21 protein-coding genes and 1 pseudogene are annotated in these 25,823 nt (G+C 43.2%); 10 read left to right on the top strand and 12 right to left on the bottom strand.

The window, feature by feature from the left end; all coding sequences use genetic code 11:
- The first annotated feature begins 207 nt into the window (after window positions 1-207).
- Window positions 208-630: a DUF3011 domain-containing protein gene (locus AC5590_RS03220; protein WP_169263017.1), complete on the top strand. Its 423-nt coding sequence runs from the start codon at window positions 208-210 to the stop codon at window positions 628-630.
- Between the two features lie 216 nt (window positions 631-846).
- Here the strand turns inward: AC5590_RS03220 and AC5590_RS03215 are convergent, their stop codons facing one another.
- From AC5590_RS03215 to AC5590_RS03205, 3 genes are all read right to left on the bottom strand, one after another.
- Window positions 847-957: a transposase DNA-binding-containing protein gene (locus AC5590_RS03215; protein ID WP_169263016.1), complete on the bottom strand. Its 111-nt coding sequence runs from the start codon at window positions 955-957 to the stop codon at window positions 847-849.
- Between the two features lie 227 nt (window positions 958-1,184).
- The gene (locus tag AC5590_RS03210; RefSeq protein ID WP_169263015.1) at window positions 1,185-1,772 is read right to left on the bottom strand and encodes a hypothetical protein; all 588 of its coding nucleotides are present in this window, start codon (window positions 1,770-1,772) and stop codon (window positions 1,185-1,187) included.
- Between the two features lie 430 nt (window positions 1,773-2,202).
- Window positions 2,203-3,684, bottom strand: coding sequence for a GTP-binding protein (locus tag AC5590_RS03205; protein ID WP_169263014.1), 1,482 nt, complete (start codon window positions 3,682-3,684; stop codon window positions 2,203-2,205).
- A gap of 189 nt (window positions 3,685-3,873) precedes the next feature.
- Here AC5590_RS03205 and tpiA point away from each other — a divergent pair, with 189 nt between their 5' ends.
- On the top strand, window positions 3,874-4,599 hold the full coding sequence (tpiA, locus tag AC5590_RS03200; RefSeq protein WP_169263013.1) for a triose-phosphate isomerase: 726 nt from the start codon (window positions 3,874-3,876) through the stop codon (window positions 4,597-4,599).
- Window positions 4,600-4,793: 194 nt separating this feature from the next.
- Window positions 4,794-5,660, top strand: a complete 867-nt coding sequence (folP, locus tag AC5590_RS03195) for a dihydropteroate synthase (RefSeq protein ID WP_169263012.1) — start codon at window positions 4,794-4,796, stop codon at window positions 5,658-5,660.
- Here the strand turns inward: folP and AC5590_RS03190 are convergent.
- Window positions 5,657-6,496 (bottom strand): SPFH domain-containing protein, encoded by an 840-nt coding sequence (locus AC5590_RS03190; protein ID WP_169263011.1) that lies wholly within the window; start codon window positions 6,494-6,496, stop codon window positions 5,657-5,659. The two genes, folP and AC5590_RS03190, sit on opposite strands and share 4 nt — an antisense overlap.
- 529 nt (window positions 6,497-7,025) lie before the next feature.
- Window positions 7,026-8,708, bottom strand: a complete 1,683-nt coding sequence (gene groL, locus AC5590_RS03185) for a chaperonin GroEL (RefSeq protein WP_169263010.1) — start codon at window positions 8,706-8,708, stop codon at window positions 7,026-7,028.
- 728 nt (window positions 8,709-9,436) lie between these two features.
- Between groL and AC5590_RS03180 the strand changes: the two genes are divergently transcribed.
- Window positions 9,437-10,516, top strand: a complete 1,080-nt coding sequence (locus AC5590_RS03180) for an MraY family glycosyltransferase (RefSeq protein ID WP_169263009.1) — start codon at window positions 9,437-9,439, stop codon at window positions 10,514-10,516.
- 149 nt (window positions 10,517-10,665) lie between these two features.
- On the opposite strand, the gene hpnK is transcribed toward AC5590_RS03180, so the two are convergent.
- The 4 genes from hpnK to AC5590_RS03160 form a co-directional block, all read right to left on the bottom strand.
- Window positions 10,666-11,550 (bottom strand): hopanoid biosynthesis-associated protein HpnK, encoded by an 885-nt coding sequence (gene hpnK, locus AC5590_RS03175; protein WP_169263008.1) that lies wholly within the window; start codon window positions 11,548-11,550, stop codon window positions 10,666-10,668.
- 10 nt (window positions 11,551-11,560) lie between these two features.
- A complete protein-coding gene (locus tag AC5590_RS03170; RefSeq protein ID WP_248277113.1) occupies window positions 11,561-12,424 on the bottom strand; it encodes a ferritin-like domain-containing protein in 864 nt (287 codons plus the stop codon).
- 147 nt (window positions 12,425-12,571) lie between these two features.
- Window positions 12,572-14,026 (bottom strand): hopanoid biosynthesis associated radical SAM protein HpnJ, encoded by a 1,455-nt coding sequence (gene hpnJ / locus AC5590_RS03165; RefSeq protein WP_169263007.1) that lies wholly within the window; start codon window positions 14,024-14,026, stop codon window positions 12,572-12,574.
- Window positions 14,027-14,454: 428 nt separating this feature from the next.
- Entirely contained in the window at window positions 14,455-15,276 is an 822-nt protein-coding gene (locus AC5590_RS03160) for a squalene/phytoene synthase family protein (RefSeq protein ID WP_169263006.1), read from the bottom strand.
- Between the two features lie 1,105 nt (window positions 15,277-16,381).
- Between AC5590_RS03160 and AC5590_RS03155 the strand changes: the two genes are divergently transcribed.
- The 6 genes from AC5590_RS03155 (at window position 16,382) to AC5590_RS03130 (ending at window position 23,311) form a co-directional block, all read left to right on the top strand.
- Complete coding sequence (locus AC5590_RS03155; protein WP_169263005.1) at window positions 16,382-16,648, top strand: hypothetical protein; 267 nt, start codon at window positions 16,382-16,384, stop codon at window positions 16,646-16,648.
- Window positions 16,649-17,043: 395 nt separating this feature from the next.
- A complete protein-coding gene (locus tag AC5590_RS03150) occupies window positions 17,044-19,401 on the top strand; it encodes a two-partner secretion domain-containing protein (protein ID WP_169263004.1) in 2,358 nt (785 codons plus the stop codon).
- 239 nt (window positions 19,402-19,640) lie between these two features.
- On the top strand, window positions 19,641-21,071 hold the full coding sequence (gene lpdA, locus AC5590_RS03145) for a dihydrolipoyl dehydrogenase (RefSeq protein ID WP_169263003.1): 1,431 nt from the start codon (window positions 19,641-19,643) through the stop codon (window positions 21,069-21,071).
- 90 nt (window positions 21,072-21,161) lie between these two features.
- On the top strand, window positions 21,162-22,061 hold the full coding sequence (gene trpC / locus AC5590_RS03140; RefSeq protein ID WP_169263002.1) for an indole-3-glycerol phosphate synthase TrpC: 900 nt from the start codon (window positions 21,162-21,164) through the stop codon (window positions 22,059-22,061).
- 97 nt (window positions 22,062-22,158) lie between these two features.
- Window positions 22,159-22,404, top strand: a complete 246-nt coding sequence (locus AC5590_RS03135) for a DUF5340 domain-containing protein (RefSeq protein WP_169263001.1) — start codon at window positions 22,159-22,161, stop codon at window positions 22,402-22,404.
- A gap of 280 nt (window positions 22,405-22,684) precedes the next feature.
- On the top strand, window positions 22,685-23,311 hold the full coding sequence (locus tag AC5590_RS03130) for a class I SAM-dependent methyltransferase (protein ID WP_169263000.1): 627 nt from the start codon (window positions 22,685-22,687) through the stop codon (window positions 23,309-23,311).
- Window positions 23,312-23,482: 171 nt separating this feature from the next.
- Here the strand turns inward: AC5590_RS03130 and AC5590_RS03125 are convergent, their stop codons facing one another.
- The 3 genes and pseudogenes from AC5590_RS03125 to nblR all read right to left on the bottom strand — a co-directional run bounded on the left by AC5590_RS03125 (window position 23,483) and on the right by nblR (window position 25,594).
- Window positions 23,483-23,674, bottom strand: a complete 192-nt coding sequence (locus AC5590_RS03125) for a DUF2949 domain-containing protein (protein ID WP_169262999.1) — start codon at window positions 23,672-23,674, stop codon at window positions 23,483-23,485.
- 620 nt (window positions 23,675-24,294) lie between these two features.
- Window positions 24,295-24,840 (bottom strand): annotated as a pseudogene (locus AC5590_RS03120) (DUF192 domain-containing protein).
- Window positions 24,841-24,907: 67 nt separating this feature from the next.
- Window positions 24,908-25,594 (bottom strand): response regulator transcription factor NblR, encoded by a 687-nt coding sequence (nblR, locus tag AC5590_RS03115; RefSeq protein WP_169262998.1) that lies wholly within the window; start codon window positions 25,592-25,594, stop codon window positions 24,908-24,910.
- Window positions 25,595-25,823 lie beyond the last annotated feature (229 nt).

The raw sequence follows: 25,823 nt of genomic DNA, 5'->3' as shown, positions 1-25,823 counted from the left end.
AGTTACAACAGAAAATACGGATCTGTTTCTTTTGTTAACTGTTTACTGTTCACTGCGATGCACTGAGCGCGGTCGTTGTGTTCAGTGATTTGTTGAAAGTGTTTAGGATACTAAATTTTATGACTTGAGATATAGGCAAGTCTTTTTACAAATTTGGAATAATTAGTATAGTTAGTTTTTTATTCTAAAAGAGATTCAACATTTAATATGAGCATTCGTTTACCAATAATAGCTGCCACCTTGATGGTTACCACCGTTAGTTTAGGTACGGTTTTTAACGCTTCACCAGCTTCTGCGCGAGACACAATAACTTGTGAAAGTCGTGGTAATGATAGGAATACTTGTGAGGTAGGTAGAGGAAGCAGAGTAAGATTTGTCAGGCAATTGTCTGATGCTAGTTGTAGAGGAAATTGGGGTTATCGCAGAAACCGTATTTGGGTAAGAAATGGCTGTCGAGCAGAGTTCGCAGTCAGCGATGCTGCAAAGCAGCGGCTACGCGAACGCCAAGACGACAGATACGACAGAAATGACAGATATAATGACGGATACGGCGGAAATGACAGATATAATGACGGATACGGCGGATACGGCGGAAATGACAGATATAATAATGGCGGATACCGTAGATAAGCGAATCTAGCGGGATTTTGGAGAGTTAATTAAGACTCGATATTCTATAAGGTCCGGATAAACACTTATCAAAAACGAAGAACCGCGGTCTAAAGAACGGAATACAGCACTACGTGCTTGTTCCTCCGAGGCTTCCACACTCCCGCGTGTCCGGATGAGTTCCAAAAATCGTATGCTGCGGTGGTTGCGGCTATGTTTCCACACGCTTAAGGTACGCTACTGCGTAGGTTGTGCTCCCAAGTCTTCTAGGATCCTTACTAGACGCTTGTTTCGTCCTGTGTCTCCTAAATATGCCTGTTTTAATTCAACTGAAGCGCATTTTTCCATGATGCACTATTACCCGCAAATATTCTCTTCTCTCAAAAACTATACCTATCAATGTTTTTGGCATATTTTAACGGCGTTGTATAAATGTTGAGAAAGATGCGGGTAATGGATAGCCCATTGGGAGAGGGGGTTGGGGGTGAGGGCGTTTCATCTTGCATAAGTCTTTTTCTACAACTAATTGATTTGACCAAGGTTATCTTTATCTTTTTGTAGACATTTATCAGTTATCACTGTTCATTGGTTTTATCTTCTTCTAGCTTTCTGATTTCTACTTGTACCTGTTGTGCAATTTGCAAAGCATCATCAACTCGTTGTGCGTATTCTCTCGCCTCATGGCTGAATTTTATGCCTTGCATAGCAGTGACATTGCTCTCCAAAAGTTCCATATTTCGAGTAATAAATTCCTTATTTTTCCTCAAAATACGCTCTGTTTTTAACGCACAAACTAAATTGGCTCTTGTGATTTTTAAAACGTCAATGGCTTTTTCTCTATCAGTTAAACTGACTCCTTGGTTTCCAGCCGCTTCTAGCTGGTCATTAATATCTATTGCTTTTAACACTGCATTATAACCATCAATTTGTCTGAGAATATTTCTCTGACGTTCTCTAAACCATTTCCACTTAACTAAGTAAGCAATTGGAATTAATCCCCAGCCAAAAAACAATATTTGCTCTGTATACGCGCCTAAAAGTAATAAGGGAGCCTTACCTGGGTATTTTAATGTTTCATGAGCTTTCAAATCTCTACGACCCAGACCAGCTATTTGTTTTAAGTCGTCTTGTGTAATATATAAACCTTGTAAATCAGGTTGCATAACTGTGTATAATTTCAAATCGTATGATTTTGCCGTGTTTTTGTGATACCTCATTTTGGCGAAGGTATCATTTTTAGGATGACTTAATTTTATGCCACCCCTTTAGGGCGATCGCGAAGCGGGCGCTCTGCGCCATCGCGCTTTAAATGAGCGAGGAAACTCCCGTGTTGTTAGAATTAAGAACACAACACCGAATTTTTGGAGCCATGACAGCCACAACTGCTCAACCCCTCACTTTAGAGGAATTTCTGAAGCTCCCACCAAACAAATTGGAACAACTTCTTTTCAACAGGTCGTTTCGCAAAGAAGTTAATCACAACTTGACGACTACAGTGTGCGCATCCTGCTAGATAATCCCGCGTCCACCCCTTAAGTTTAAATGCTTGCTCTGACTGCTGACGCCTCTATTCTGCTGTATTATTGTGTTCTTTTATGTTTTAGCTTTTATCTTTAATCGCAATTCATCTTTAATCCGGTTGAGAATTGAACCTTCATCAAGGGTTGCCAAAATGTGACTAATCACAGCTTTAGGACCATTCGGTCCCCAATTTGCCCCATTGGCTAAGTATGCTTTGGTCACATACCCAAGACCATAGCAAGAAACGCCTGCTACACCCGCTTGAGTTAGTGCTACTGACACATAGGCACCCAAGGAAGCACCCCCAGTCGCAGGTGCAGACAGACCAAGTAATGTTTTCAGCGAACTCAAGCCCAAATTTGCCAAGAGTTCACTGGCACTGATACCACCCATACTCAAGGCAATTCTTTGTAATAATTTTACGGCTCCGGTTTCGGTCATGGGAATGCCATAAAGTTTTGATAAGCCTAGAATCAGGATAATGTCTATCACCGCACCAGCAAGAACATCTACTAGCATCACAGGATTGAAGGCGATCGCCATTGCCTTAGTCATCGTCGCTTTCCAAATCAACTGATTGGCACTGATATCTCGAATCTTAAGTTTTCGCTGCACCAACTGCTCATTAACGTTGTCAGCATAAAGCATTGTGTTGAGGGCGACCAAAGCTTTGCCTTCACGATGTAGAATTTCCAAAATTTTCAGCTTCAGTTCTTCAACTTGGGCTTCTCCTGTACTGAGCTGCACACCCCTGGTACCATCGGGACGATGAACCATTCTCCTCACCAATGGCGATGCTGCAGCCATCACAATTTCATCAGGTGAAAGTAATTCTCGTACCCTTTCATCCCGAATTTTTTCGTAAATTGCCATGCGATCTGCTTCAGGATACTGGTCTGTTTTGTTAAACACCAGCAAAATAGGTTTACCCGCTTCCCGCAATTGGGAAAGTGCATCATGTTCAACTTTCGTCATATCGCCAGCAACGACAAACAAAATCAAATCCGCCTGTTTTGCGATCTGTTGTGCTAGTGTGGCGCGGGTTTCACCATTAACTTCGTCTAATCCTGGGGTATCAATCAATTCCACTTGAGATTCACCACTTCCCGGTAGAGTCACTCGCAAAGCACGTTGTGTTTCCCCAATCTCTTCTTCTGTGATAGTCCAATTTGCTGTTTGAGAATTGCGCGTGACACCATGCAAGGGACCAGTTTCAAATACTGGTTGCCCTACCAAAGCATTGAGTAGAGATGATTTGCCTCGTCCCACCATACCAAAGGCGGCTATCTGAACTACCATGCGTTCTAATTTCAACAGCATTGTTTCCAAATCACCAATTTGCATCTCCAGTCCGTCTTTTTCCTCTTGAGTCAGATCAAGCTTATCTACCAAATTTCGCAGTGCGGTTCGCGCTTGTTTATAGTTGAGTTCTGCTTGAATATCTTCAAAAGTAAAAATCGCACTATCTAGCTGTTCGTCCCAATTGAGAGAGTTTTCGCTACTGTTGGGCGAATCATTACGATGTGGCTCGGGTAAGGGTAATGTTGGAGTCATATCTATATTTTTATGTATATCTCGTCTACTATCATTACGTTCATGAAGCGACAACGACCACATCGTGAAAAATGGCAGAATCTACAACAGTAAATAGACAGTAGTGATGTTCATCTTTCGTGATGACCCCTTAAAGTCATAAACTGAAAAATGCATGTAGTAGCGTTATAGTTCTTGACGAAATCACCTGTGCGAAAAATAGTTATTGCCGGTAATTGGAAAATGTTCAAAACCCAGGCAGAATCCCTGGAGTTTTTAAAAGGATTTCTGCCCAGCTTGGGCGAAACTCCTCAAGACCGAGAAGTGGTATTGTGCGTCCCCTTCACTGATTTAAGCGTTTTTTCCAAGAGTTTGCATGGAAGTCGTATACAATTGGGGGCGCAAAATATTCACTGGGAAGGGAGTGGAGCCTACACGGGTGAAATTTCTGGACCTATGCTCACCGAGATTGGTGTGCGCTATGTTATTGTCGGTCACAGCGAACGCCGGCAATACTTTGGTGAAACTGATCACACCGTCAACCTGCGCCTCAAAGCTGCTCAAAAGTTTGGTCTTACGCCTATTCTATGTGTAGGTGAAACCAAACAACAACGAGATGCGCTGGAAACAGAATCACTGATTATCAACCAGCTCGAAAAAGACCTTGTGGATATTGATCAGGAGAATTTGGTTATTGCTTATGAACCGATTTGGGCGATCGGCACTGGTGACACTTGTGAAACCAAGGAAGCCAATCGTGTCATCGGTATAATTCGCAATCAATTGACCAATCCTAATGTGCCAATTCAATACGGTGGTTCGGTAAAGCCGAATAATATAGACGAAATCATGGCTCAAAGGGAAATTGACGGCGTTCTGGTGGGAGGAGCAAGTTTAGAACCCGCAAGTTTCGCCAGACTTGTGAATTATAAGTGAATGTTCAGTAACCAAAGTCCTCTCGTTCCCTGGCTTCTCTGGTTGCTCTCGTTCCCTGGCTGAGCCAGGGAATGCATACAGTCAGACTCTGTCTCACGTAAAAATCGCAAAAGTCATTTTGAAATCTGGAGGCGGAGCCTCTAGTCAAGCGTTCCTAGGCTGAGCCTAGGAACGAGTTGTAGAGTGCGAATCTTATGACACCCAATTTAATCATTCGAGAACGCTGTTTTGAGTGGGGACAGCGAACATATCTCATGGGGATTCTAAATGTCACACCTGACAGTTTCAGTGATGGTGGCGAATTCAATACAGTCACTGCTGCTTTAGCACAAGCACAAGCAATGGTAGCAGGTGGTGTAGATATTATCGATGTCGGTGGTCAATCAACTCGACCAGGGGCAGAGCAAATCACTCTTGCACAAGAACTTAACCGAGTTCTGCCAGTATTGCAAATACTGCGAAAAGAGATACCAGTGCCAATTTCTGTAGACACAACAAGGGCAGCTGTTGCCCAGGCTGCTGTAGAAGCAGGTGCAGATATAGTTAATGACATTTCCGGGGGTACCTTAGACCCAGAAATGTTACTGACAGTGGCAAGGATCAATGTGCCTATTATATTAATGCACATCCGGGGAAACCCGCAAACAATGCAACAATTCACTGATTATCAAGATTTGATGGGAGAGATTTATAGTTTTTTGGCAAAGCAAATCGCTGCAGCTATTGCTGTAGGTATTGACGAAAGAAAAATTATCATCGATCCAGGGATTGGCTTTGCCAAGAACTATGAGCAAAATTTAGAAATTTTGCGCCGCTTACCCCAATTGCGTCAACTTAAGTGTCCTATTTTAGTAGGAGCATCTCGTAAAAGTTTCATTGGTCGTATTTTAAATCAGCCAGATCCGAAAGCACGAGTCTGGGGAACAGCAGCTGCATGTTGTGCTGCTATCTTTAATGGTGCTGATATCATGCGAGTTCACGATATTAAAGAAATGCGCGATGTATCATTGGTTGCTGATGCAATTTTCCGACAATCTTCGCAAGTCCAGCCATCAGACTAAGTAGAACCATTTTCACCATTGTTGACATGTTCTTCGCCATATGTCATTTGGGAAATCAAATCCATCATCTCACCACCTTTGCCTGGATCTACGAACACAACTTTGGCATTCTCGCTTTCACCCAGTCTGTAGCTGGCATTGATGTAATCTTGAGCCACAAGATACCGCAGAATTTCCTTACTTTCAGGATTAGAACGTAAAGCTTCAGAAATGATCTGCATTGAGGTTTTTGTTCCTTCTGCTTTCTTAATTGCGGCTGCGCGTCGCCCTTCTGCTTCTAAAATCTCAGCACGGCTACTAATTTCAGCAGCTCGTTGCTCTTCCATTGATTTGCGAACACTTTCGGGTGGTGTAATACTCTGAATATCTACCCGCAGAATTCCAACTCCCCACTGCGCCGTTGTCTCATTCAACTGAGCCAGCAAGGCAGTGTTCATGCTTGCTCTGGCGGCGTTGGTTTCTTCCAAGGTATTCTGGGCAATGATTTCCCTAAGCGTAGTTGTAGTCAAGTTTGTTAGTGCTTGCTGCAAGTCGTCAATTTCGTAAAAGCTTTTCTCTATATCTGTGACGCGCCAGTAAACAACTCCATCCACTTCCAAGTAGATATTATCTCTGGTGATTACATTTTGAGGCTTGATGTCTAAAACTTGCTCTCGGGTCGTGTCCTCCATGACAATTTGATCAAGCAAGGGAACAATAAAGTTGAGTCCTGGTTTCAGTTTGCGATGATACTGCCCCAAACGTTCAACCAAAGCTTCATTTCCCTGATTAATAAGCTTTGCCGATCCTAATGCATACCCTATAAGCACTAAGACTATGGCAATAATTGGTTCCATATATTCTCCTATTTAACATTTGGCGGAATTAGCCCTAAGAACATAGCACTAACACTATGTCCTATCTTCAGTCTAATATCCAGAATGTGTAATGTACTTATCACAAGTTGTGGTTCAAGGCAAGACTCTGGTAAAAAATGACATGAAATTAGCGATGAGTTAGCTTTGGACATGGCTATTAAATCATCAACATAGCTGCGTGTGCAAGTGCTAATTTTGTCATTTACTTTACTAAATAAATAGTATGTCAAGAAAAAGGGGGGTAAGGGAATAGGGGTATAGGGGAAATTAATTAGTCTTAATGATAAAGTCCAATTTTGGCATAGCAAGTTTTTCGACCATGATCGCAAGGCGCGCCCTACGCCCGAGGCACGAAGTGCCTCCCCTGAACTTCGTTCAGGGAACCAAGCGTTCGCGTAGCGTGTCCGCAGGACTCAGCTTGGTTGGGCGTATACGGGCGATCACTCAGTGGTTAAACAAAAAAGGTGGGCAGTGCCCACCAAGGGTGACATTTATATGGTCAACAGAACTACATCATGCCCATGCCGCCCATGCCGCCCATGCCGCCCATGCCGCCCATGCCGCCCATGCCGCCCATACCGCCCATGTCAGGCGCACCACCTGCGGGTTTCTTCTCAGGTTTTTCGACCACGACTGCTTCAGTGGTTAAAACCATTCCAGCGATGGAAGCAGCGTTTTGGATAGCTGAACGCACTACTTTTGCAGGATCAATAATACCAGCAGCAATCAAGTCCTCAAATTCTCCAGTAGCGGCGTTGTAACCGATGTTGAAATCAGTGTCTTGCACTCTGGCGACAATAACCGACCCTTCAACGCCAGCATTATCTGCAATTTGACGCAAGGGGGCTTCGAGCGCTCGCGCCACAATATCAGCGCCAATCTGTTCTTCTGCCTCAAGAGTGTTTTTAACCTCTTGTACTTTTTTCACCAAATGAATCAGTGTTGTTCCACCACCAGGAACGATACCTTCTTCCACAGCCGCTTTGGTAGCATTAAGAGCATCTTCAATCCGCAGTTTGCGATCTTTGAGTTCGGTTTCTGTTGCCGCACCCACTTTTATCACCGCAACTCCACCAGCTAGTTTAGCAATGCGCTCTTGGAGTTTTTCTTTATCGTAGTCTGAATCGGTTTCTTCTAGTTGTTTACGAATTTGACCAATTCGCTTTTGCACGTCCGCTTTTGTGTTGTCACCAGCAGCAACGATGATGGTGTTTTCTTTGTCAATTGTGATTTTCCGCGCAGTTCCCAGGGTTTCCAAAGAAGCGGTATCCAAGGTTAAGCCAATTTCTTCAGAAATCAACTGTCCGTCGGTGAGAATAGCAATATCTTGCAACAATGCTTTGCGGCGATCACCAAATCCAGGGGCTTTGATAGCGGCGACAGCAAGCACTCCCCGTGCTTTGTTCACAACCAAAGTTGCTAAAGCTTCACCTTCCACATCTTCAGCAATAATCAACAAAGGTTGACCGGAACGGGCGACCTTTTCCAAAACTGGAATTAACTCGCTGATGTTGCTGATTTTCTTATCAGTAATCAAAATGCGAGCGTTTTCAAATTCTACCGTCAACCGGTCGTTGTTGGTGATGAAGTAGGGGGAGATGTAACCCCTGTCTAACTGCATCCCTTCTACAACTTCTAAATCCGTTGTTAAGGATTTAGATTCTTCAACGGTGATAACACCGTCTTTGGTGACTTTTTCCATCGCCTCAGCCAACATCTGACCGACTTCTTCGTCGTTCCCAGCTGAGACTGTCGCAACTTGAGCGATCGCCGCACCTTCTACTGGCTTAGCTACTGCTGCAATTTCCTGCACCAACGCCTCGACGGTTTTGTCAATTCCCCGCTTCAGGGCTATAGGGTTGGTACCTGCGGCAACATTCTTCAAACCTTCTTTGATCAACGCTTGCGCCAACACAGTAGCTGTGGTGGTACCATCCCCAGCCACATCTTTAGTTTTTGACGCCACTTCCTGAACCAGTTTTGCGCCAGTGTTTTCTAAGGGATCTTCTAGTTCAATTTCTTTGGCAACGGTGATACCATCGTTAACAATTTGGGGTGCCCCAAATTTTTTCTCCAAAAGAACATTGCGACCTTTTGGTCCTAAGGTAATCTTCACCGCATCGGCAAGAGCGTTGATGCCTCGTTCTAAAGCCCGCCGCGAATCTTCATTAAATGCAACAATTTTTGCCATGTTTTATGTACTCTCGTGCGCTTCCAATAGACAATTTAGCACTCACTGGCCAAGAGTGCTAATCACTTTAAAAAAAGAACTCACTAAATCAGGACTCAGAAGTCAGAATGAGTATAGTAGCGACGCGCAGATCAGTAGGGGGTTTAAATCACCACCATCAATGGGGGTGGCGACATCGGGTTGGGGCTTTTGCCGTGAGCGTCAGCCGAACGGTTTAAATCCCCTATCCAACGTTTCGACGCAGCTCAATGTTAATTGATTCTGACTCCGGGTGCGGAGCTATCCAGCGTTCCGCTCCTGAATTCTGACTTCTGGGTTCTTGATCAAATCATCCTTCGGATATATCCTAAACGCTATGCCTACAGCACGGCTACGCCCTGAGGAGGAGAGTGCCTAAGCATTATGAGTGAAATCAAATGCAGCCACTTTGCAGTTAGTTGCCTTGGAACAATTTAGCGCTGCATAAGTCCTTGGGGAACTAGTTGAAGTTGTGGACTAAAGACCAGTGACAATTTAAATTTTAAAAGACAAAATAAAAAATAATCTTTCTACTCTACACCCCACTCCAGCACAGACGTAAGGTGTTACGCCCTTACTCCGACACTTTATCTTCACAGAATGACTCTATATTAGAAGCAACTTCTTATGAAGTTACAGATAGTTAGGAAAAAATTCACTAACATACAATTGATGCTTATCGACACTAACACTAATGGTTAAATCGGGAGATGAATATACACAGCTCCCTTCGTTCCCTCGGTATTGCTGACCCTAACGGTTCCGGCTGGTTAGCGGTAGTATTTACATTTCTTTTAGCTGGTACTGTCACTTGGCGCTTGATTCCAGCAGTCCGCAAGTTTGCCCTGCGAGTAGGTTGGGCTGACCAACCGAATGCGCGACGGCTGAACCGAGAACCTTTACCTAATGCAGGAGGTCTAGCTATTTATGCAGGAGTGATTGCTGCCGTGGTATTAGCCAGTCTCTTACGACCTATAGAACTCGAAAGAGTACTGGCTGAGGTACAGACGATTCTTCTAGGGGGCTCGATACTGGTTCTTGTGGGCTTTATTGATGACCAATTTGGCTTACCCCCTCTGGTTCGATTGTTAATTCAGATACTGACAGCTTTATTGTTAGTTGCTAATCGTATTACCATTGAATTCTCTTTTGGAACTCCCATCGACTCGACACTATCAGTAATACTAACAGTATTGTGGGTAGTTGGAATCACAAATGCTATCAACTTAATGGATGGCATGGACGGTTTGGCGGGAGGAGTAAGCTTTATCACCGCTATAAGTTTATTAGCAGTTTCAGCTCAGGTTCCCAACCGTGCGGCAGCGACGTTAGTTCTAGCAGCATTGGCAGGGGGGGCGTTGGGCTTCTTGAGCCACAACTTCCACCCTTCGCGGATTATTATGGGTGATGCCGGAGCCTACTTTTTTGGTTATGTACTAGCTGCTACAAGTATTTTAGGTAATCTCCAAGCACCCACGGCTGTCTCTCTCCTCGCACCAGTTCTGTTTTTACTGTTGCCAGTACTCGATACCACTCAAGTGTTTATCCGACGCTTGATGGCGGGGAAAAACCCTCTTAGTACACCTGGGAAAGACCACTTGCACCACCGCTTATTAGCTTGGGGCTTGTCTCAACGCCATGCTGCGCTGACTCTTTGGTCAATTGCTTTGATTTGCAACGTGTTGGCAATGAGACTACAAAATATGACTTTGGTACAAATACTTGCCACAACCATTGGGATCATCGTCTTTCTAAGCTTCATTGTCTTGCAAAGGATACGAACAACTTAGGGGTTTGAAGCCGCAAGTTAATTTGTAGACAAAGCAACGAGATAGCTACTCATTCCTGGGTAGCTTTTCTCGTGCCATGCGTTTAATCACATCGCTGAGACTGCTTCAACCGTACTCGTAGGGGAAGAAAGTTCTGTTTTGTCATGGTTTCACCCAACCCTGTTAAGCGTGTTTCTTAGAAGTTGATCAAAATTCGTCAATTCAAATCCCTTAACAGTCAGCATTTTACCCACTTGCCCACTCAAGGTAGCCGCGAGTTCTGCCTCACCTGCCCCTGATGGACCATTCAGCGGTTCGCCAGCTATGGCGATCGCTGGATGACAATAAATCTCTACTAGGTTTGCCTGAATTTGGGGTATGAGACCAAGCAAGTATTCCTCAGTCACAGAACCAGTTTGAAGCAACCCGTAAACGCGCTCAGCAAAACCAATGCCCTTTGATTTCAGCAACCCCTCACCATAGCGGCGCAGTCCACCGAACACAGCCGCCCAAACTAGTTTAGTGAGTAAGTTCCGACGCTCAAGCCGCAGGTTCATTCCCAGTTCTTCATGAGGAAGACGGATAACCCGAATGCCGAATTCATCCGCTAGCTCAACTAGGATACGCAGTACCAACGGATGCATGTGCATATGCAAATGCCCATCTACATGGGAAAGGCGCAACCCAGTAGAGCAAAATTTTTCTAATTGAGCACGGATTTCTCGCTGCAATTCCTCGTGAGTTGACCGATTGAACTGATAGCGCAACCCGCTTTTTTCCGGACTGTATGGAAAGTTACCTGTATCATCAACCAAGTGAGGGATTTGTGAGGGTGGCAGTGCAGCTCGACCACACACCAGAACCAAGTGCAAACCTACTCCTAGGGTGGGGTGAGCCTGTGCTAAATCAACCGCTTTATCAAATGCCTCACCTGTATCCATTAAGCTGGTACTCGTCAGTACTCCTTCTTTGTGGGCTTTGATAATTGCTTGGTTAACGCCATGTGAAAAGCCGAAGTCATCACCATTGATAATGGCGAATTTCTGAGCCTGCATAAGTTCTGATTTATTGTTCCAACAACTGGGGGGTTGAGTTGGACTGTCGCTGAGGCGTCAGTCTGATAATGCGTCGGGCGATTTTGGCAAGTCTAGGTAACAGTTGCGGGTGGAGAAGGCGTTGGTCAAAAACGCTGATCCGTTTGGCGTTTTCTTGAAGGCAAGTAGATAAAAACAGTTCCGGAGTCAAATTGTCCGTGAAGTTCATAGCCCCAGTGGCAGTGAAAGCCTCCTGTTTGTCTTCATCTGAGCCACCAAAGGCTTTGATTTTATCTTGCAGCGCTCTGTAGTAATGCCAAACAGCATGAAACCCGCGTAACCAATTCGCCCTACGACCTTCATGGATTTGTTGGTAAGTTACCCAATTCACAAAGAACATAATATGTCGCGCTTCTTCGTTAAGAATTGGATCGAAAATGTCGAATATTGCTTCAGGCATATAGTTAGCCTGGCGGGCAATTCCAAACAATCCAAAGGCTAAGAAAGAATCGAGGCATTCCCCAAAGCCAAAGTCAATGAAGGCAGTTTTGATATTACTAGGGAGCGCTGGCTCAGGAGGTTGAGAAATTTGAATATCGTAATGATTGATCAAAAACTCAATCAGTCGGGAGTGGCGGGTTTCCTCCATCGCTTGAAGGGCGATCGCCTCTCGCAACAGGGGATCACTGATTGTTGCTGCAAAGGCGCTGACCATCGCCCCAGCCTGTCGCTCTGTACTGAGAGCTTCTTTCCAAAAGGGAATACTCCGTATGCGTTCGAGAGCTACGCTATCCAGAACGGGCCAAGAGAGCTTTTCTGGCTCAAACTCCAGGTGGCTTTCGATGAAGCTGCGGCAAAAAAGCTCTTTGTGTTCTTCGCTTCCAAGTTTCATCATAAGAATATGGCAACAATTTATTTGTTAGTTGTCATAAGGCGTCCAGGCTCGTGTACCCAAGCCAGTACGTTAGAGAGGACAATGCCGTGGTGAGACAGTCCACTCTTTAGGATAAAAAGGCAGTACGCTAACTATTCTATAACCTAACTAACCACTCACAACCGATTGCTCTTTAGCAGCCGCTTGTGTATGACGCTCTTTTAGGTAAGAGAAAAATTCGCGTCCCTCACGCAGGCGACGCACTAGCATCTGAGGATTAGTCAACATTTCGCCGACAATCGGGATAATGGCTTTGGGTCGAAAGTAGAAGCGACGATACATCTGCTCGACTGCATCCTCAATTTGGGCGCCCGAGAGGTTCGGATATTGCAGTGTAGACATTTGAATCCCGGATGAGGCGACTAGCGAATTATCGCTAAACCAACCGTTAGTCTGAGCTTGTCGATAAAGTTCAGTTCCAGGATAAGGGGCGGCGATAGAAACTTGGATGGTATGCGGACTAACATCGCAAGCAAAACGAATTGTTTCTTCAATTGTCTGTTGACTTTCGTTTGGCAAGCCGATGATGAATGTACCGTGTACGGTAATGCCGAGTTTATGGCAATTTTCCATAAACTTCCGCGCCACCTCTAACTTAATCCCTTTCTTGATCCCGTCGAGAACTTGCTGGTTACCTGATTCAAATCCTACCAGCAACAGGCGCAAGCCGTTGTCACGCAGTTGCTTGAGAGTATCGTAGTCTAAGTTGGCGCGGGCGTTACAGCTCCAAGTGAGCTTGAGCCGTTTCATGTGTTGGCTGATGGCGATGGCCCGCTGCTTGTCAATTGTGAAGGTGTCATCATCAAACATATATTCCTGCACCTTGTCACCAAAGATGGCTTTGGCTTCTTCCATGTCTCGCCCAACTGCTTCTGGGCTTTTGGTACGGTACTGGTGACCGCCAATTGTTTGAGGCCAGAGGCAGAAGCTACATTTGGCTGGGCATCCACGTCCAGTGTAAAATGACACGTAAGGATGTAGTAGATATCCTATGAAATATTTCGTAATATCTAAGTCACGCCCGTAGACTGGTAGTACGCTAGGCATCACATCCCAATCGTGGATCAAGTCACGCTCAGCATTGTGGTGTAAGTTACCGTCTTTATCTCGGTAGCTGAGTCCCTTAATCTGATCCCAAGATAAGTCTTGTGCCAACTCCTGACAGGTGTAGTCAAATTCGTTGCGACACACAAAATCTATCACAGGGTTGTCACGCAGCGTTTCCTCTGGTAAGACAGCGACGTGCGCCCCAACAAAACCAATTTGTACATCAGGGTTTTGTTCTTTGATTGCAAGAGCACATGCCACATCATTTGCCAGAGAGGGTGTGCTGGTGTGCATGATAATCAGTTCGTAATCTTTGGCGATTTTCAGCACATCTTCCACAGTCTGATTATGTGGAGGAGCATCTACAAGCTTACTTCCAGGGACGAGTGCGGCGGGCTGTGCTAGCCATGTAGGATACCAGAATGAGGTAATTTCGCGCTTGGCTTGGTATCGGGAACCTGCACCACCGTCAAATCCATCAAAGGAAGGAGGACTAAGAAAAAGGGTTTTTTTCACGAAATATTTCTCCTTTTTTTAAGTAAGGCAATACAGTCAATTGCAAGGTTTTATATAGTCTGTAGCAATCGAAATTATCAGAAAAACTGAGTACTCAATCATGCAATGAGTGCAAAAACATTACTGTGGCTGAGTATATCTTTGAATATCATCCAGAGGTCTATAAGAAAAAATAATTTTGCAACGTTGGTATTTCTAGTCCTATAAGAACAGTTGTTCAGTTGGTGTAAACGCTGCACAGCTGACTGTAAAGATACAGATGCGCGATGCGGGTTGAGGTGTGTGAGTAAGTGTGAGGAGTAGTGTTAAGTAGAACCTGTGGACGGTTAGTCAGACCTAAATAAACATAGTTGATAGTTTATTGAGGTATGGGTGGATGTAAACAGCCGTGGAACTTTCCATAAGCGAAAAGCTTGACAACAGGTGTTTTATTTACTGGTGTTAGTAAATTGCTCCAGTAGTGCAAGAACATCACTGCGACTGAGTTTACTTTTACCATTGGCAAGAGCATCAAGGGTGCCATAAGCTAAGGTTAAGGGAATTTGACAAAAGTCCAAAGCAGGACCCGGAGGAAGAGCGCTAATGTATGCATCTGCCAGCGTCAAATTGCGACGGGCATAATGATGCAAATCTTCTGCACTCCAGCCCTCTGGAAAGAAGTCCACTCCACGCACTAAGTCCTCAGTGTGGTTCCGGATGATATTCACAGCCTGTAAACCACGACCAAACCCAATTGCATGAATACGGTTTGTCTGTGTCCCATCGTACCAAGCCCATAAATCTGAGAGCATCAAGCCAACGGCACCAGCAACTCCAAACGTGTAACGATCTAAATCGGACTCGCTACGGATTTTCCAATCGTTTTGGGCCCAGTAAGCCATTCTATCTGCCATTGCCGCAGTCGCATCCCAAATCCGAGGAGCAATGGTTGCAGGTGCAAGAATTGCCCATTCTCGAATCCGCAGAGAAACCTCGGGTAGGAGATGTTCATGTGAGTGAAATCCTTTATAGAAAGCATCGATGGCAAAGCCATCACACCCTGCTTGTAATGTCAAGCTAATTGTTCGTAACAGCTTTGCTTTAGTAAAGTTATCTAGTTCTGGATGATCCTCAATTTCATCAATGGCTCGCAAACACAAGTACGCTGATGCGACTGCTTCTTGCAAGCCCAGTGGTAACTTGATGATTGGAATGTAGAAAGTCCGACTCGTTTCCTTGAGGATGTTTAAGGCATCTCCATACAAGTCCATAAGATTGCAGCTCCATTGGGTATTACTCATTTTGCCTAATATTGTTGGCGAAAAAGTCACCACTCAAATCAAAAAGTTGGAATTGTGGAAATTGTTGTCCCTGTTTACTCAACTGCGACTGCCTTTTGGGCGACTTCCTTTGGGCATATCGATTCTTCAGCACGTCCTACCCCCCTAAACCCGAACTGCTTCGGGCAAGCAAGGCAAACCGTAAACCCGGCAATACAAAGTATTCTGGGTCTATACAGATGAATACATGAATCCACAGTCGGCTGTCAAACTCAACACAATCCAAAAGTTACCAACTTTTGACTCCCAATACAGATTCTGAATAGCTATTTTCTTCAAAAAAAGATAAGAAATGTTTGCCAAAAATGACATCAGTTTCCACCTGCCGGACTTGTTAGCTATGGATCATATATGCTTCTTGGCTCTCACTCCTGAGTTTATTGATTACCGCGTAAATAAATACTAAAACTATACGGTTAACCTTGTGCAAGCTCCTCTCCTCTGTGTGCGATATCGCAAAATGCTATTGACCTGCATTGGTGTCAATTGACGATAGTAATAGGTGAAAGTTCCCAGTACATATGTGCTTACGACTCATAAACCAGAAGAATTGGGTCTTTTGGCGATCGCCATTGCTTTTTTCTGTCTTGTCATTGCTATATCTAAGACCTAGATAGAAGTTCAGTACTTCACAAGATATAGCAGTCCTGTACCTTCCAAGTCATTAATGAAGCACCTACTGTGGTTTCTTAAGGAAGAGGAATATTGGCGATCGCACCACAAGCAAAGATAAACCTATCACTAAGATGGATATGCTGCCAGTTCTTTCCTAAAAACTAAGCATTTTCTGTTTGATGACGACCACCTATTTAGGGGTGAAGAAAAAAGATCGCTTCAATTTTTTCTTCACCCAGTGCATAAGTTAATTTGACTTGCTCCTATAAAAAAGTAGAAGGAAGACAAGAAAGCTAAAGGGCAAAAGCTTTTAGTGTTAACTGTTTTCCTATTAGTTATCCCTTCGGGTATAGCACAGCACGCAGTGAGTTGTGTAATAACAGTTCACCAATTTATCAATTTTGAAGGAGAAGAAAAAGACATGAGTTCTACAAATTTAAATCAGTTCACACAAGAGTTTCAACAAGCAGTAATAGAGGCTCTTTATAACCCTAAGTTATTAGAGATATGCAAAAAATACGGTTTAATGGAAGGTAATGTCCTAAAATTTCAGTGTATGCTCGATCTGAAAAACGTTCAATCTGATGATGCTACTGTAGTTCAGGAAATTAAAAATGCTTTGCAAGCAATTCCAGGCGACGAGCTTGTCATGGTGGATTGTGTTTGGTGTTCGGGGGGTTGTTGTTAATAGTAAACTGTATAGCAATCCTATCAACCTAAAGATTAGAAGCTCAACTAATTAAGCATATCCCAAGTAACAAAACCCGAGAAAGTATATTCTCGGGTAAAAATTATTAAGTTTTGTTGTCATTCTCAAATCACTAGTTTTGGATCTCAAAAATTAAGTTGATAATATTGTGCATGATCTCAGCTTTAGGAAGAATGAAAAAAATCTTACAGCGTATTGCAAGTGATTGAGGTACAACGCTCTTGTCTAAAAGCCAGACACAAAGCTATTTTTACTTCTTACTTCTGACTTCTGACTTCTGAATTTTGCTGTATATTGATATAGTTCACAGAATGATGTAGTGTCACTATATATTCAGTAACAGCTACTTTGCGTAAAGGAGTCCAATATCTGGGATGAGTTCTCTTCGGAATTGGTTTAAAGGACTAGGAATGGCCATAGGTGGTATCAACCTGTTGTGTGCAAACTGTGCTATTGCCCAAATCATTCCAGATGCAACTCTACCTAATAATTCTCGCGTTACAACACAAGATAACATCAGAACTATTGAAGGTGGAACCCGAGCGGGAAATAATCTTTTTCACAGTTTCGAGCAGTTTTCTGTACCTGCTGGGACTACGGCTTCCTTTAACAATGCGGCAGAGATTCAAAACATAATTAGCCGGGTAACGGGTAAATCTTTCTCTAATATTGATGGTACTATTAACGCTTACGGTTCAGCCAACCTGTTTCTAATCAATCCTAACGGTATTATTTTTGGTCCCAATGCCTCGTTAAATATTGGGGGTTCATTTGTAGCAAGCACCGCAAGTAGTTTGAACTTTGCCGATGGTACTAAGTTTAGTGCCACAAATCCCCAAACCACACCGCTGCTAACAGTCAATGTTCCTATTGGCTTACAATTTGGCGCAACAGCAGCACCCATCCGTAATCAATCTCAAGCAAATCCAGATGGCGCAACTAATTTTTTTGAGGAACCTGCTGGTTTACAAGTAGCTATAGGCAAAACTTTGGCACTTATAGGCGGTGATGTAACGCTAGAAGGCGGAAGTTTGTTGGCAAAAAGCGGACGAATTGAGCTAGGGAGTGTCGCAGGTAATAGTTTCGTCAGTTTGAACCCAATAAAACAAGGTTGGACAATGGGCTATGAGGGTGTCCAGACTTTGCAGAACATTCAACTTACCTCCGTGACAACTAACGGTTCTAGGATTCCATCTATTGTAGATGTTTATGGTAAAGATGGGGGTGGTTCTATTCAAGTGCAAGGAAAAACCGTAGAATTGAGTGGTCACATTGTAACCTTGCTAGCTGGAACTACAGGTGTTGGAGATAGTGGAGACTTAACGATTACTACTGAGAAATTAATTGTGCGGGATGGTGCACAACTCTTTAACGCTACATCAGGTGAGGGTGCAGGGGGAAATTTGACTGTAAATGCCTCCGAGTCTGTACAACTAATTGGTAGTTATACCGAACCAATTACTAGTAAAACTTATGCCAGTCTATTGTCTAGTTCCACTTTTGCTGCTGGTAAGGCGGGTGACTTAATAATCAATACTGGGAGATTGCGTATTCAAGATGGGGCAAAGGTCACAGCTGATTCTAGTGGAAGGCAAAACCCGTTAAATCCTAAAGAATTAATACCAGCTACAGGACAAGGAGGTCGTTTGATTGTTAATGCTTCTAAGTCTGTAGAAATTGTTGGAACCTTACCGGATGGTAGAGCTAGTGGTTTGTATGCTACGACTATAGGTTCTGCCGATGCAGGAAAATTGACAATCACCACAGGACAATTGATTGTTCAGGACAAGGCTACAGTAACTGTAAGCAGTGAAGCTCTGAAGAATTATATTTACCTGGGGAATCCACTGAACCTAGGAAAAGCGGGCGAACTCAATATCAATGCTCGCTCAATACTTCTGGATAATCAAGGCAAAATTACATCTGAAACTGATACTGGTCAAGGCGGAAATATTAACCTACAAGTGCGGGATTTATTACTGCTACGCCGCAACAGTCAAATATCCACCAATGCAGGCAAAGTACAGGCTATTGGCGATGGCGGTAATATTTTCATCAATGCTCCTAATGGCTTTATTGTCGCCAAACCAAAAGAAAACAGTAACATCACTAGCAATGCTTTCACAGGTTCTGGTGGCAAAATCCAAATCAACGCTACTGGTCTTTTTGGCATAGCACTGCGTAGTCGAGAAGACTTGGCAAGACAATTAGAAACCAACGACCCAACAAAACTCAACCCACAAAACCTACTTACAAACGATATCACGGCAATTTCTCAAACCAATCCGACTTTAAACGGCGTAGTAAATATCAATACACCTGAAGTTGATGTCAACGGTGGATTAATCAACTTACCTGTGGAACCAAAAGAACCAAGATTGGCACAAGGATGTGATGCAGGTGTCACGCAAAATCAAAGTGAGTTTATCATCACCGGACGCGGTGGCATACCACCTAACCCTAGGGAAATTCTTAGAAGCAACAATGTGCAGGTAGATTGGGTGTCTTTGGGAGAGGATACAAATAATCCTTCAGATACTTCAAGCACAGAAACACAAAGGCAGAGAAGTAGAAACAATTCACAAAAAAGGAAAGATGTCAAATATCCACCGGATGAGATTGTAGAAGCACAAGGGTGGGTGCTGGATAGTAATGGCGATGTGATTTTGGTCGCACAAGCACCTACTACGACACCTCATGGTTCTTGGTTGAATCCTACATCTTGTAAATGAAAGTACAAAGTCCATCTTAATGCTACTTAATAACATGACTGCCAGGCGGTTTACACTCCATTTATTTTGGTGGTTCTTAATTTTGAACTTTGTTCGCGCAGCGTGTCCTCTGGACATAGGACATATTTTGAATTTTGAATTTGAGCGAAGCGAGTGACAAGAGCCTAAAATTAAGAAACTTAGACTGATTGCTTGGTCAATCTCAGAATAAATAGGCGGAAGCACACGGGGAAACTAACGTGAGTCATGAATTTGATTACGATTTAGTCATTGTAGGCGCTGGAGTAGGCGGACACGGGGCTGCCTTACACGCAGTTAGCTGTGGTTTGAAAACAGCCATTATCGAAGCAGCGGATATGGGAGGAACTTGTGTTAACCGAGGCTGCATTCCATCTAAAGCACTGCTGGCGGCATCTGGACGTGTGCGAGAGTTAAGAGACGCCCATCATCTCAAGTCGCTGGGAATTCAACTGGGAAGTGTGGAATTCGACAGAGAGGCGATCGCCAACCATGCAAACAATCTCGTATCCAAAATACAAGGCGACTTAACCAATAGTCTCAAACGCTTGGGAGTCGATATCATTCGAGGTTGGGGTAAAATCGCAGGAACACAAAAAGTCTCTGTAACCACAGACAGCGGCGAAAAAACCATTACGGCAAAAGATATTATTCTTTCCCCTGGTTCTGTACCCTTCGTTCCTCCGGGTATTGAAGTTGATGGCAAAACTGTGTTTACTAGTGATCAAGGCGTGAAGCTAGAATCACTACCAGATTGGGTAGCAATTGTTGGCAGTGGTTACATCGGCTTAGAATTTTCCGATGTTTACTCAGCTTTGGGCAGTGAAATCACGATGATAGAAGCCCTAGACCAGTTGATGCCAGGATTTGACCGTGATATTGCTAAACTTGCTGAACGGGTCCTCATCACTGGGCGTGATATTGAAACTCATGTGGGCATATACGCCAAAAAAGTCACTCCTGGTTCACCCGTCGTCATTGAATTAGCCAACTTCAAAACCAAAGAAGACGTAGACGTACTGGAAGTCGATGCATGTCTGGTTGCAACAGGACGTATTCCAGCAACGCAGAACCTGGGTTTAGAATCTATTGGTGTAGAACTTGATCGTCGAAACTTTATCCCAGTCAACGACAGCATGGCAGTGCTATCTGCTGGTGAAGTCGTTCCTCATCTCTGGGCGATTGGTGACGCTAACGGTAAGATGATGCTGGCACACGCAGCTTCTGCTCAAGGTATCATCGCAGTAGAAAATATCTGTGGGCGACACAAGGAAGTAGATTATCACAGTATCCCGGCAGCAGCGTTTACTCATCCAGAAATCAGTTATGTGGGGATGACTGAAGGCGCAGCCAAAGAAAAAGGTAGCGTTGAAGGATTTGAAGTCGGGACGGCGAAAAGTTACTTCAAAGGAAATTCCAAAGCTTTGGCAGAAGGTGAAGCTGATGGTATGGCAAAGGTCATTTATCGCAAAGACACAGGCGAAGTTCTGGGCGTTCACATCTTTGGGATACATGCTTCTGATTTAATTCATGAAGCGTCAGCGGCGATCGCCAACCGCCAATCTGTCCATACCCTTGCTCATTTGGTTCACGCCCATCCAACACTTTCTGAAGTGCTGGACGAAGCTTACAAACGAGCAATTGCTAGTTAGTCATTTGTCCTATGTCATTTGTCCTTTGTACTTGACAAATGACAAGTAATTAATGACTAATGACTAATGACTAATGACTAATAACTAATTATGCAAATCCGTCGCTGTAGACCTAGTCCACCTATTGCTGTATCCACAGTACGCTATCAAGTCGCTACGCCTGATGCCCAGCCAAACAATATTTTAGAAGAAATTGTTTGGCATAAGGAAAAAGAAGTTGAACGAATGCGAGAAAAGCTTTCTTTGCAGGAATTGCAACGTCAGGTGGTTGAAGCGCCTCTATCCCGTGATTTTGTAGCAGCATTGCAGCAAGGCAAAACAAAGCCAGCTTTGATTGCTGAAGTTAAAAAAGCGTCTCCCAGTAAAGGAATTTTACGAGAAGATTTTCATCCGGTGGAGATTGCTTTAAAGTATCAAAAAGCTGGTGCTAGCTGTATTTCGGTACTTACAGATGAAAAGTTTTTCTCTGGTAGCTTTGAAAATTTAGCTAAAATCCGCGCTCAAGTAGATTTACCGTTACTATGCAAGGATTTTGTCATATATCCTTACCAAATGTACATGGCGCGTGTTCGAGGCGCAGATGCAGTATTGTTGATTGCTGCTATACTCAGCGATCAAGATTTGCAGTACTTCGTTAAAATTGCCAAAGCTTTAAAAATGGCGGCATTGATTGAAGTCCATAGTTTAGCAGAACTCGACCGCGTGTTAACCATAGATGGTGTTTCACTGGTAGGTATAAATAATCGCAACTTGGAAGATTTCTCTGTTGATGTACAAACGACTTGCCAACTCTTAGCAGCAAGGGGTAAGGAATTACAGCAAAGGAATATTGTGGTTGTGAGTGAGTCAGGATTACATAACTTAGATGATTTGATTTTAGTAGAACAAGCAGGAGCATCAGCTGTTTTAATTGGAGAGTCTCTAATCAAACATCCAGATCCGGAAGAAGCGATCGCCAACCTCTTTGGTAAACCTTTAGCCCATGAATAATTGTAGCTTTAGGCAATTCGTTGATGCTTGTGTAACAATTCATTTAATGACAAGCAACTTCTGAGTTGTCCAAAATTTGAAATCAAATATTAATTTCATGGAGCAAATTCCTCTGCCTTCACCTGTTCACTACGAACTTATACTGCAACTGTTAGAGAGACAAACTATGGTAGCGGTTAACAATGATCCGAGTTTGCGGCATCAGGTAAATCAGCTGATTATTACCCTGCGTAAAGCGGCTGTACAACAAAAGCATCTGGAAGAAGTTTGCCAATCGTCTTTTAATATTGACCACCGTTGGTCGCTCAATCATCTCAACACTAAGAATATTGCTGCTGAGTAAATCAAACAAGACTTTTTTTATCGTTCGCGTTCGTAATAACCCAATACGATTCAATTAAGGTTAAAAAACCCTAACCTAAAATTATTCTTAACTGAACTGTATTGCAATATAGTAGAGACGTTACGCAACGGGAGAGTTAGCGATACTCAACGAGGAAAACTCCAAAGGTACGCTGACTGACATGTCACGTCTCTACACATCGTTGTGTGTTTGATTCAAACGAGAATCGCTATGGTTATTAAAGAAAGCAAAAATCATAGATCATCACAGGAAGTACAGGATGACAGAAACAAGAGTTCGTCAACAATATGATCAAATGTCATCTGTGTATGATCAACGTTGGAAAAGCTACATCTCCAAGACACTATCCTTTGTTAAGGACTGGGCGCAAATCTCACCACTAGATACTGTACTTGATGTTGCTTGTGGCACAGGTGAGTTTGAACGGCTGCTACTGAGTGAATATCCAACACAACAGATTGTTGGAGTAGACATTTCAGAGAAGATGCTGGAGATTGCCAAACACAAATGTAGCATTTATCCTCAAGTCTGGTTTCAAACAGCGAGTGTGTTAGCGTTACCATTTGCTAGTAACACTTTTGATGTTGTGATATCAGCCAGTTCGTTCCATTACTTTGACGATCCATTAGCTGCGTTAAGGGAAATGAAACGTGTCCTCAAACCTGAGGGCAAAGTTGTCATTCTGGATTGGTGCAAAGATTATTTTTTTTGGAAAATTAGCGACATTGTATTAAAGTTATTTGACCCAGCTTATAAACAGTGTTATACCCAAGACGAGTTTCATCACTTTCTTGCAGCTACAAATTTTACGATTCGCCGTGCAACTAGAGTTCGTTTCGATATCGTGTGGGGGCTGATGGTAGCTACAGCGACTCCCCAATATTAAACAGACGTGAGTCTGACAAATCTACAATCAAAAAAGCGAGTTGAATTATGAACTCGCTATCCTTGACAAATAAATTAAATTTTATCTTTTTTATTTTAGACACAAGCCTTTGTAACAGGCTTACTCCATATATAAGCACAGTTCGACACTCCTAAACTAGCTGATTATTTCCTATATTGTTTCCAGCCAATCATATATTTTATCTAACTGTTCTATGGTAACTAACCCATATTGCCAAAGAATCATTGGCAAAGGACCTGGATTTTGCTCACTGCGACGCAAAGCGACTGCAATGGAAGCTGTAGAAATTGCCAAATCTTCCTGTAAAAAGCTAATAAATCTAGAATAGGTTAATGGTGACATCTTGTATTGGGTCTCCTCACATGGTGTGTATTTTTATATTTCAATTCACCACTTTTGGTGTAGTTGGAAGTAGCCAATAATTCTTCTATCACTGTGCCTTTGCTTAATAGATAACTCAGGAAAGTTTGTCTGGTGTTGCTCAAGGAATGCTTTTGTATCAAAAATAGACAGTCATACAACTTATCTTATAAGTCTTAAGCCGCACAATATTTAGATGAATTTATTACTTTATCCTTTTTACATCAGTGCTTTAGTTAGCTACAACTGTTGTAAGAAAGATTCCTTAGCCTAATATTCTCTTATTGACTACTCTTTACACGTATGTCAAAAGGAATATTTTTTGTGATCTAGGATAAAATTAGTTATCTAGTCTTGGAACAATAAAGCTTTTAAGAATTTGTATTGAGTTAACACACAAGTTTGAAGCCGCAAGTCGCACAGAATTTATACTGTTAGCGGAGCGGGACGCAGTCCATTCTGGCGACTAAGGCTTTTATTCTTTAACTTGTTAAAGAATGTCTTAAATTTCTTTTCTTTCCTAAAAATGCAATAAATATTTACACAAATCTGACAAAAGAAATTTTAGCTGTAAGACCCCGTGGGCAGGATCTCAATCTTTTTTACCGTATATTCCCTGATTTTAAAGACTCAATTTTTACAGAATCGCCAACCTTCAAGCCCAACTGTGCAGCCCGCCCGGAACGCAGTTCTATGACTTGATTAATTGGTGTCTGGGGACCGTAAGTAGGACAAGGAGTGGTGTTGCAAGGAGGTGCGGAAGCAGCAATGTACTGCACTTTCCCATTTAGCATAAAAACCATATCCAGTGCTACTGGTACATTCTTCATCCAGAAACTGGCTGGGAACGGTGATGGGAACTAAAACAGCATTCCACGGTTATCGGGTAAAGCTGGGCGATGCATCAACCCCATCGCTTGCTGTTGGGGTGTTTGTGCGACTTCTAATTCAATTTTTGTACCATCGGGAACAACCGCCACAGCTGAAATTGGTAGTTGTTGACCTGCATTCTTCGTTTGGTTTGAAGACATTGGTGCTTGGGATTGAGAACTAGGCGTAGCCGTGGGAAGAACTGCTTGTGTAGGAACAGAACAGCCCGCTAGCAAAATGCTCAAAACTATTGATAGCAAACTTAGCCAATTAATCATAGAAATTTTAGTCATTAGCTATTTATTTTGTTATTCACCTCACTTGCTCGACTCTTCCCACTCGTGTTCAAGTTTCTCTCAATACATAGCCTACACCTCGCACCGTTTGAATGAGTCGCTTTTGACCTTCGTCTTCTATTTTTAGTCGCAAGTAGCGAATGTAGACTTCAATCACATTCGACTCGCCCATAAAGTCGTAACCCCAAACATTTTCCAGTATTTGTTCACGGGTTAATACCTCACGGGGATGTTCCATCATATACTTAAGCAGGTCAAATTCCTTCATTGTTAAGTCAATCGCCCGTTCATTAACTATGGCGCGGCGGGTTGCTATATCTAAAACGAGATCACCAAAACGTAAGTGCTCGGAAGTATCGACTTCAGGTTTTAAGTATAAGCGAACCAGGTTCAAAAAATCCTCACCCCGGTAAGGCTTGAGAAAGTAATCATCAGCCCCAGCATCTAAGCAAGCTACGCGATCATCCACTGTATCGCGTGCCATTAGCACTAGCACAGGCGATCGCATTCCAGTCGTTCTAAAATTTTTACATAACGACAGTCCTGATTCTCCTGCTAGCATTCGGTCAATCACAACTAAAGCAGGTTCGCGATCGCGACTATATTGTATACCATTCGTCCCATCATGAGCCACGATGGGATCATAACCAGCTTCTTTCAAATCGAAAGCAAGCTGATTTGCGAGATTTTCATCGCTTTCAATTAGCAATACACAAGGGTTATGAGCAAGTGTCATATTAATTTTGGATGTTCTATTTTAGATTTAGGATTTTGACTGAGTTGGTAGAAGTGCAGTTTACGGATTTTTGCTGATCAATCAATCTTGACTTGACACGTGTTCTACCGACCATGTTTTAGCACATATAAGTATCTGCCATACAAATCGACAGATACAGTCATTTTAATCACTAATTTCAAATCTCGCTGGCGTTGTTTATGAGTTAAATCATAAATTCTACTTTTAG

The organism is Brasilonema octagenarum UFV-OR1, from assembly GCF_963888615.1.
Lineage (GTDB): Bacteria > Cyanobacteriota > Cyanobacteriia > Cyanobacteriales > Nostocaceae > Brasilonema > Brasilonema sennae.
This window is presented reverse-complemented; position numbering and strand designations above follow the sequence as displayed.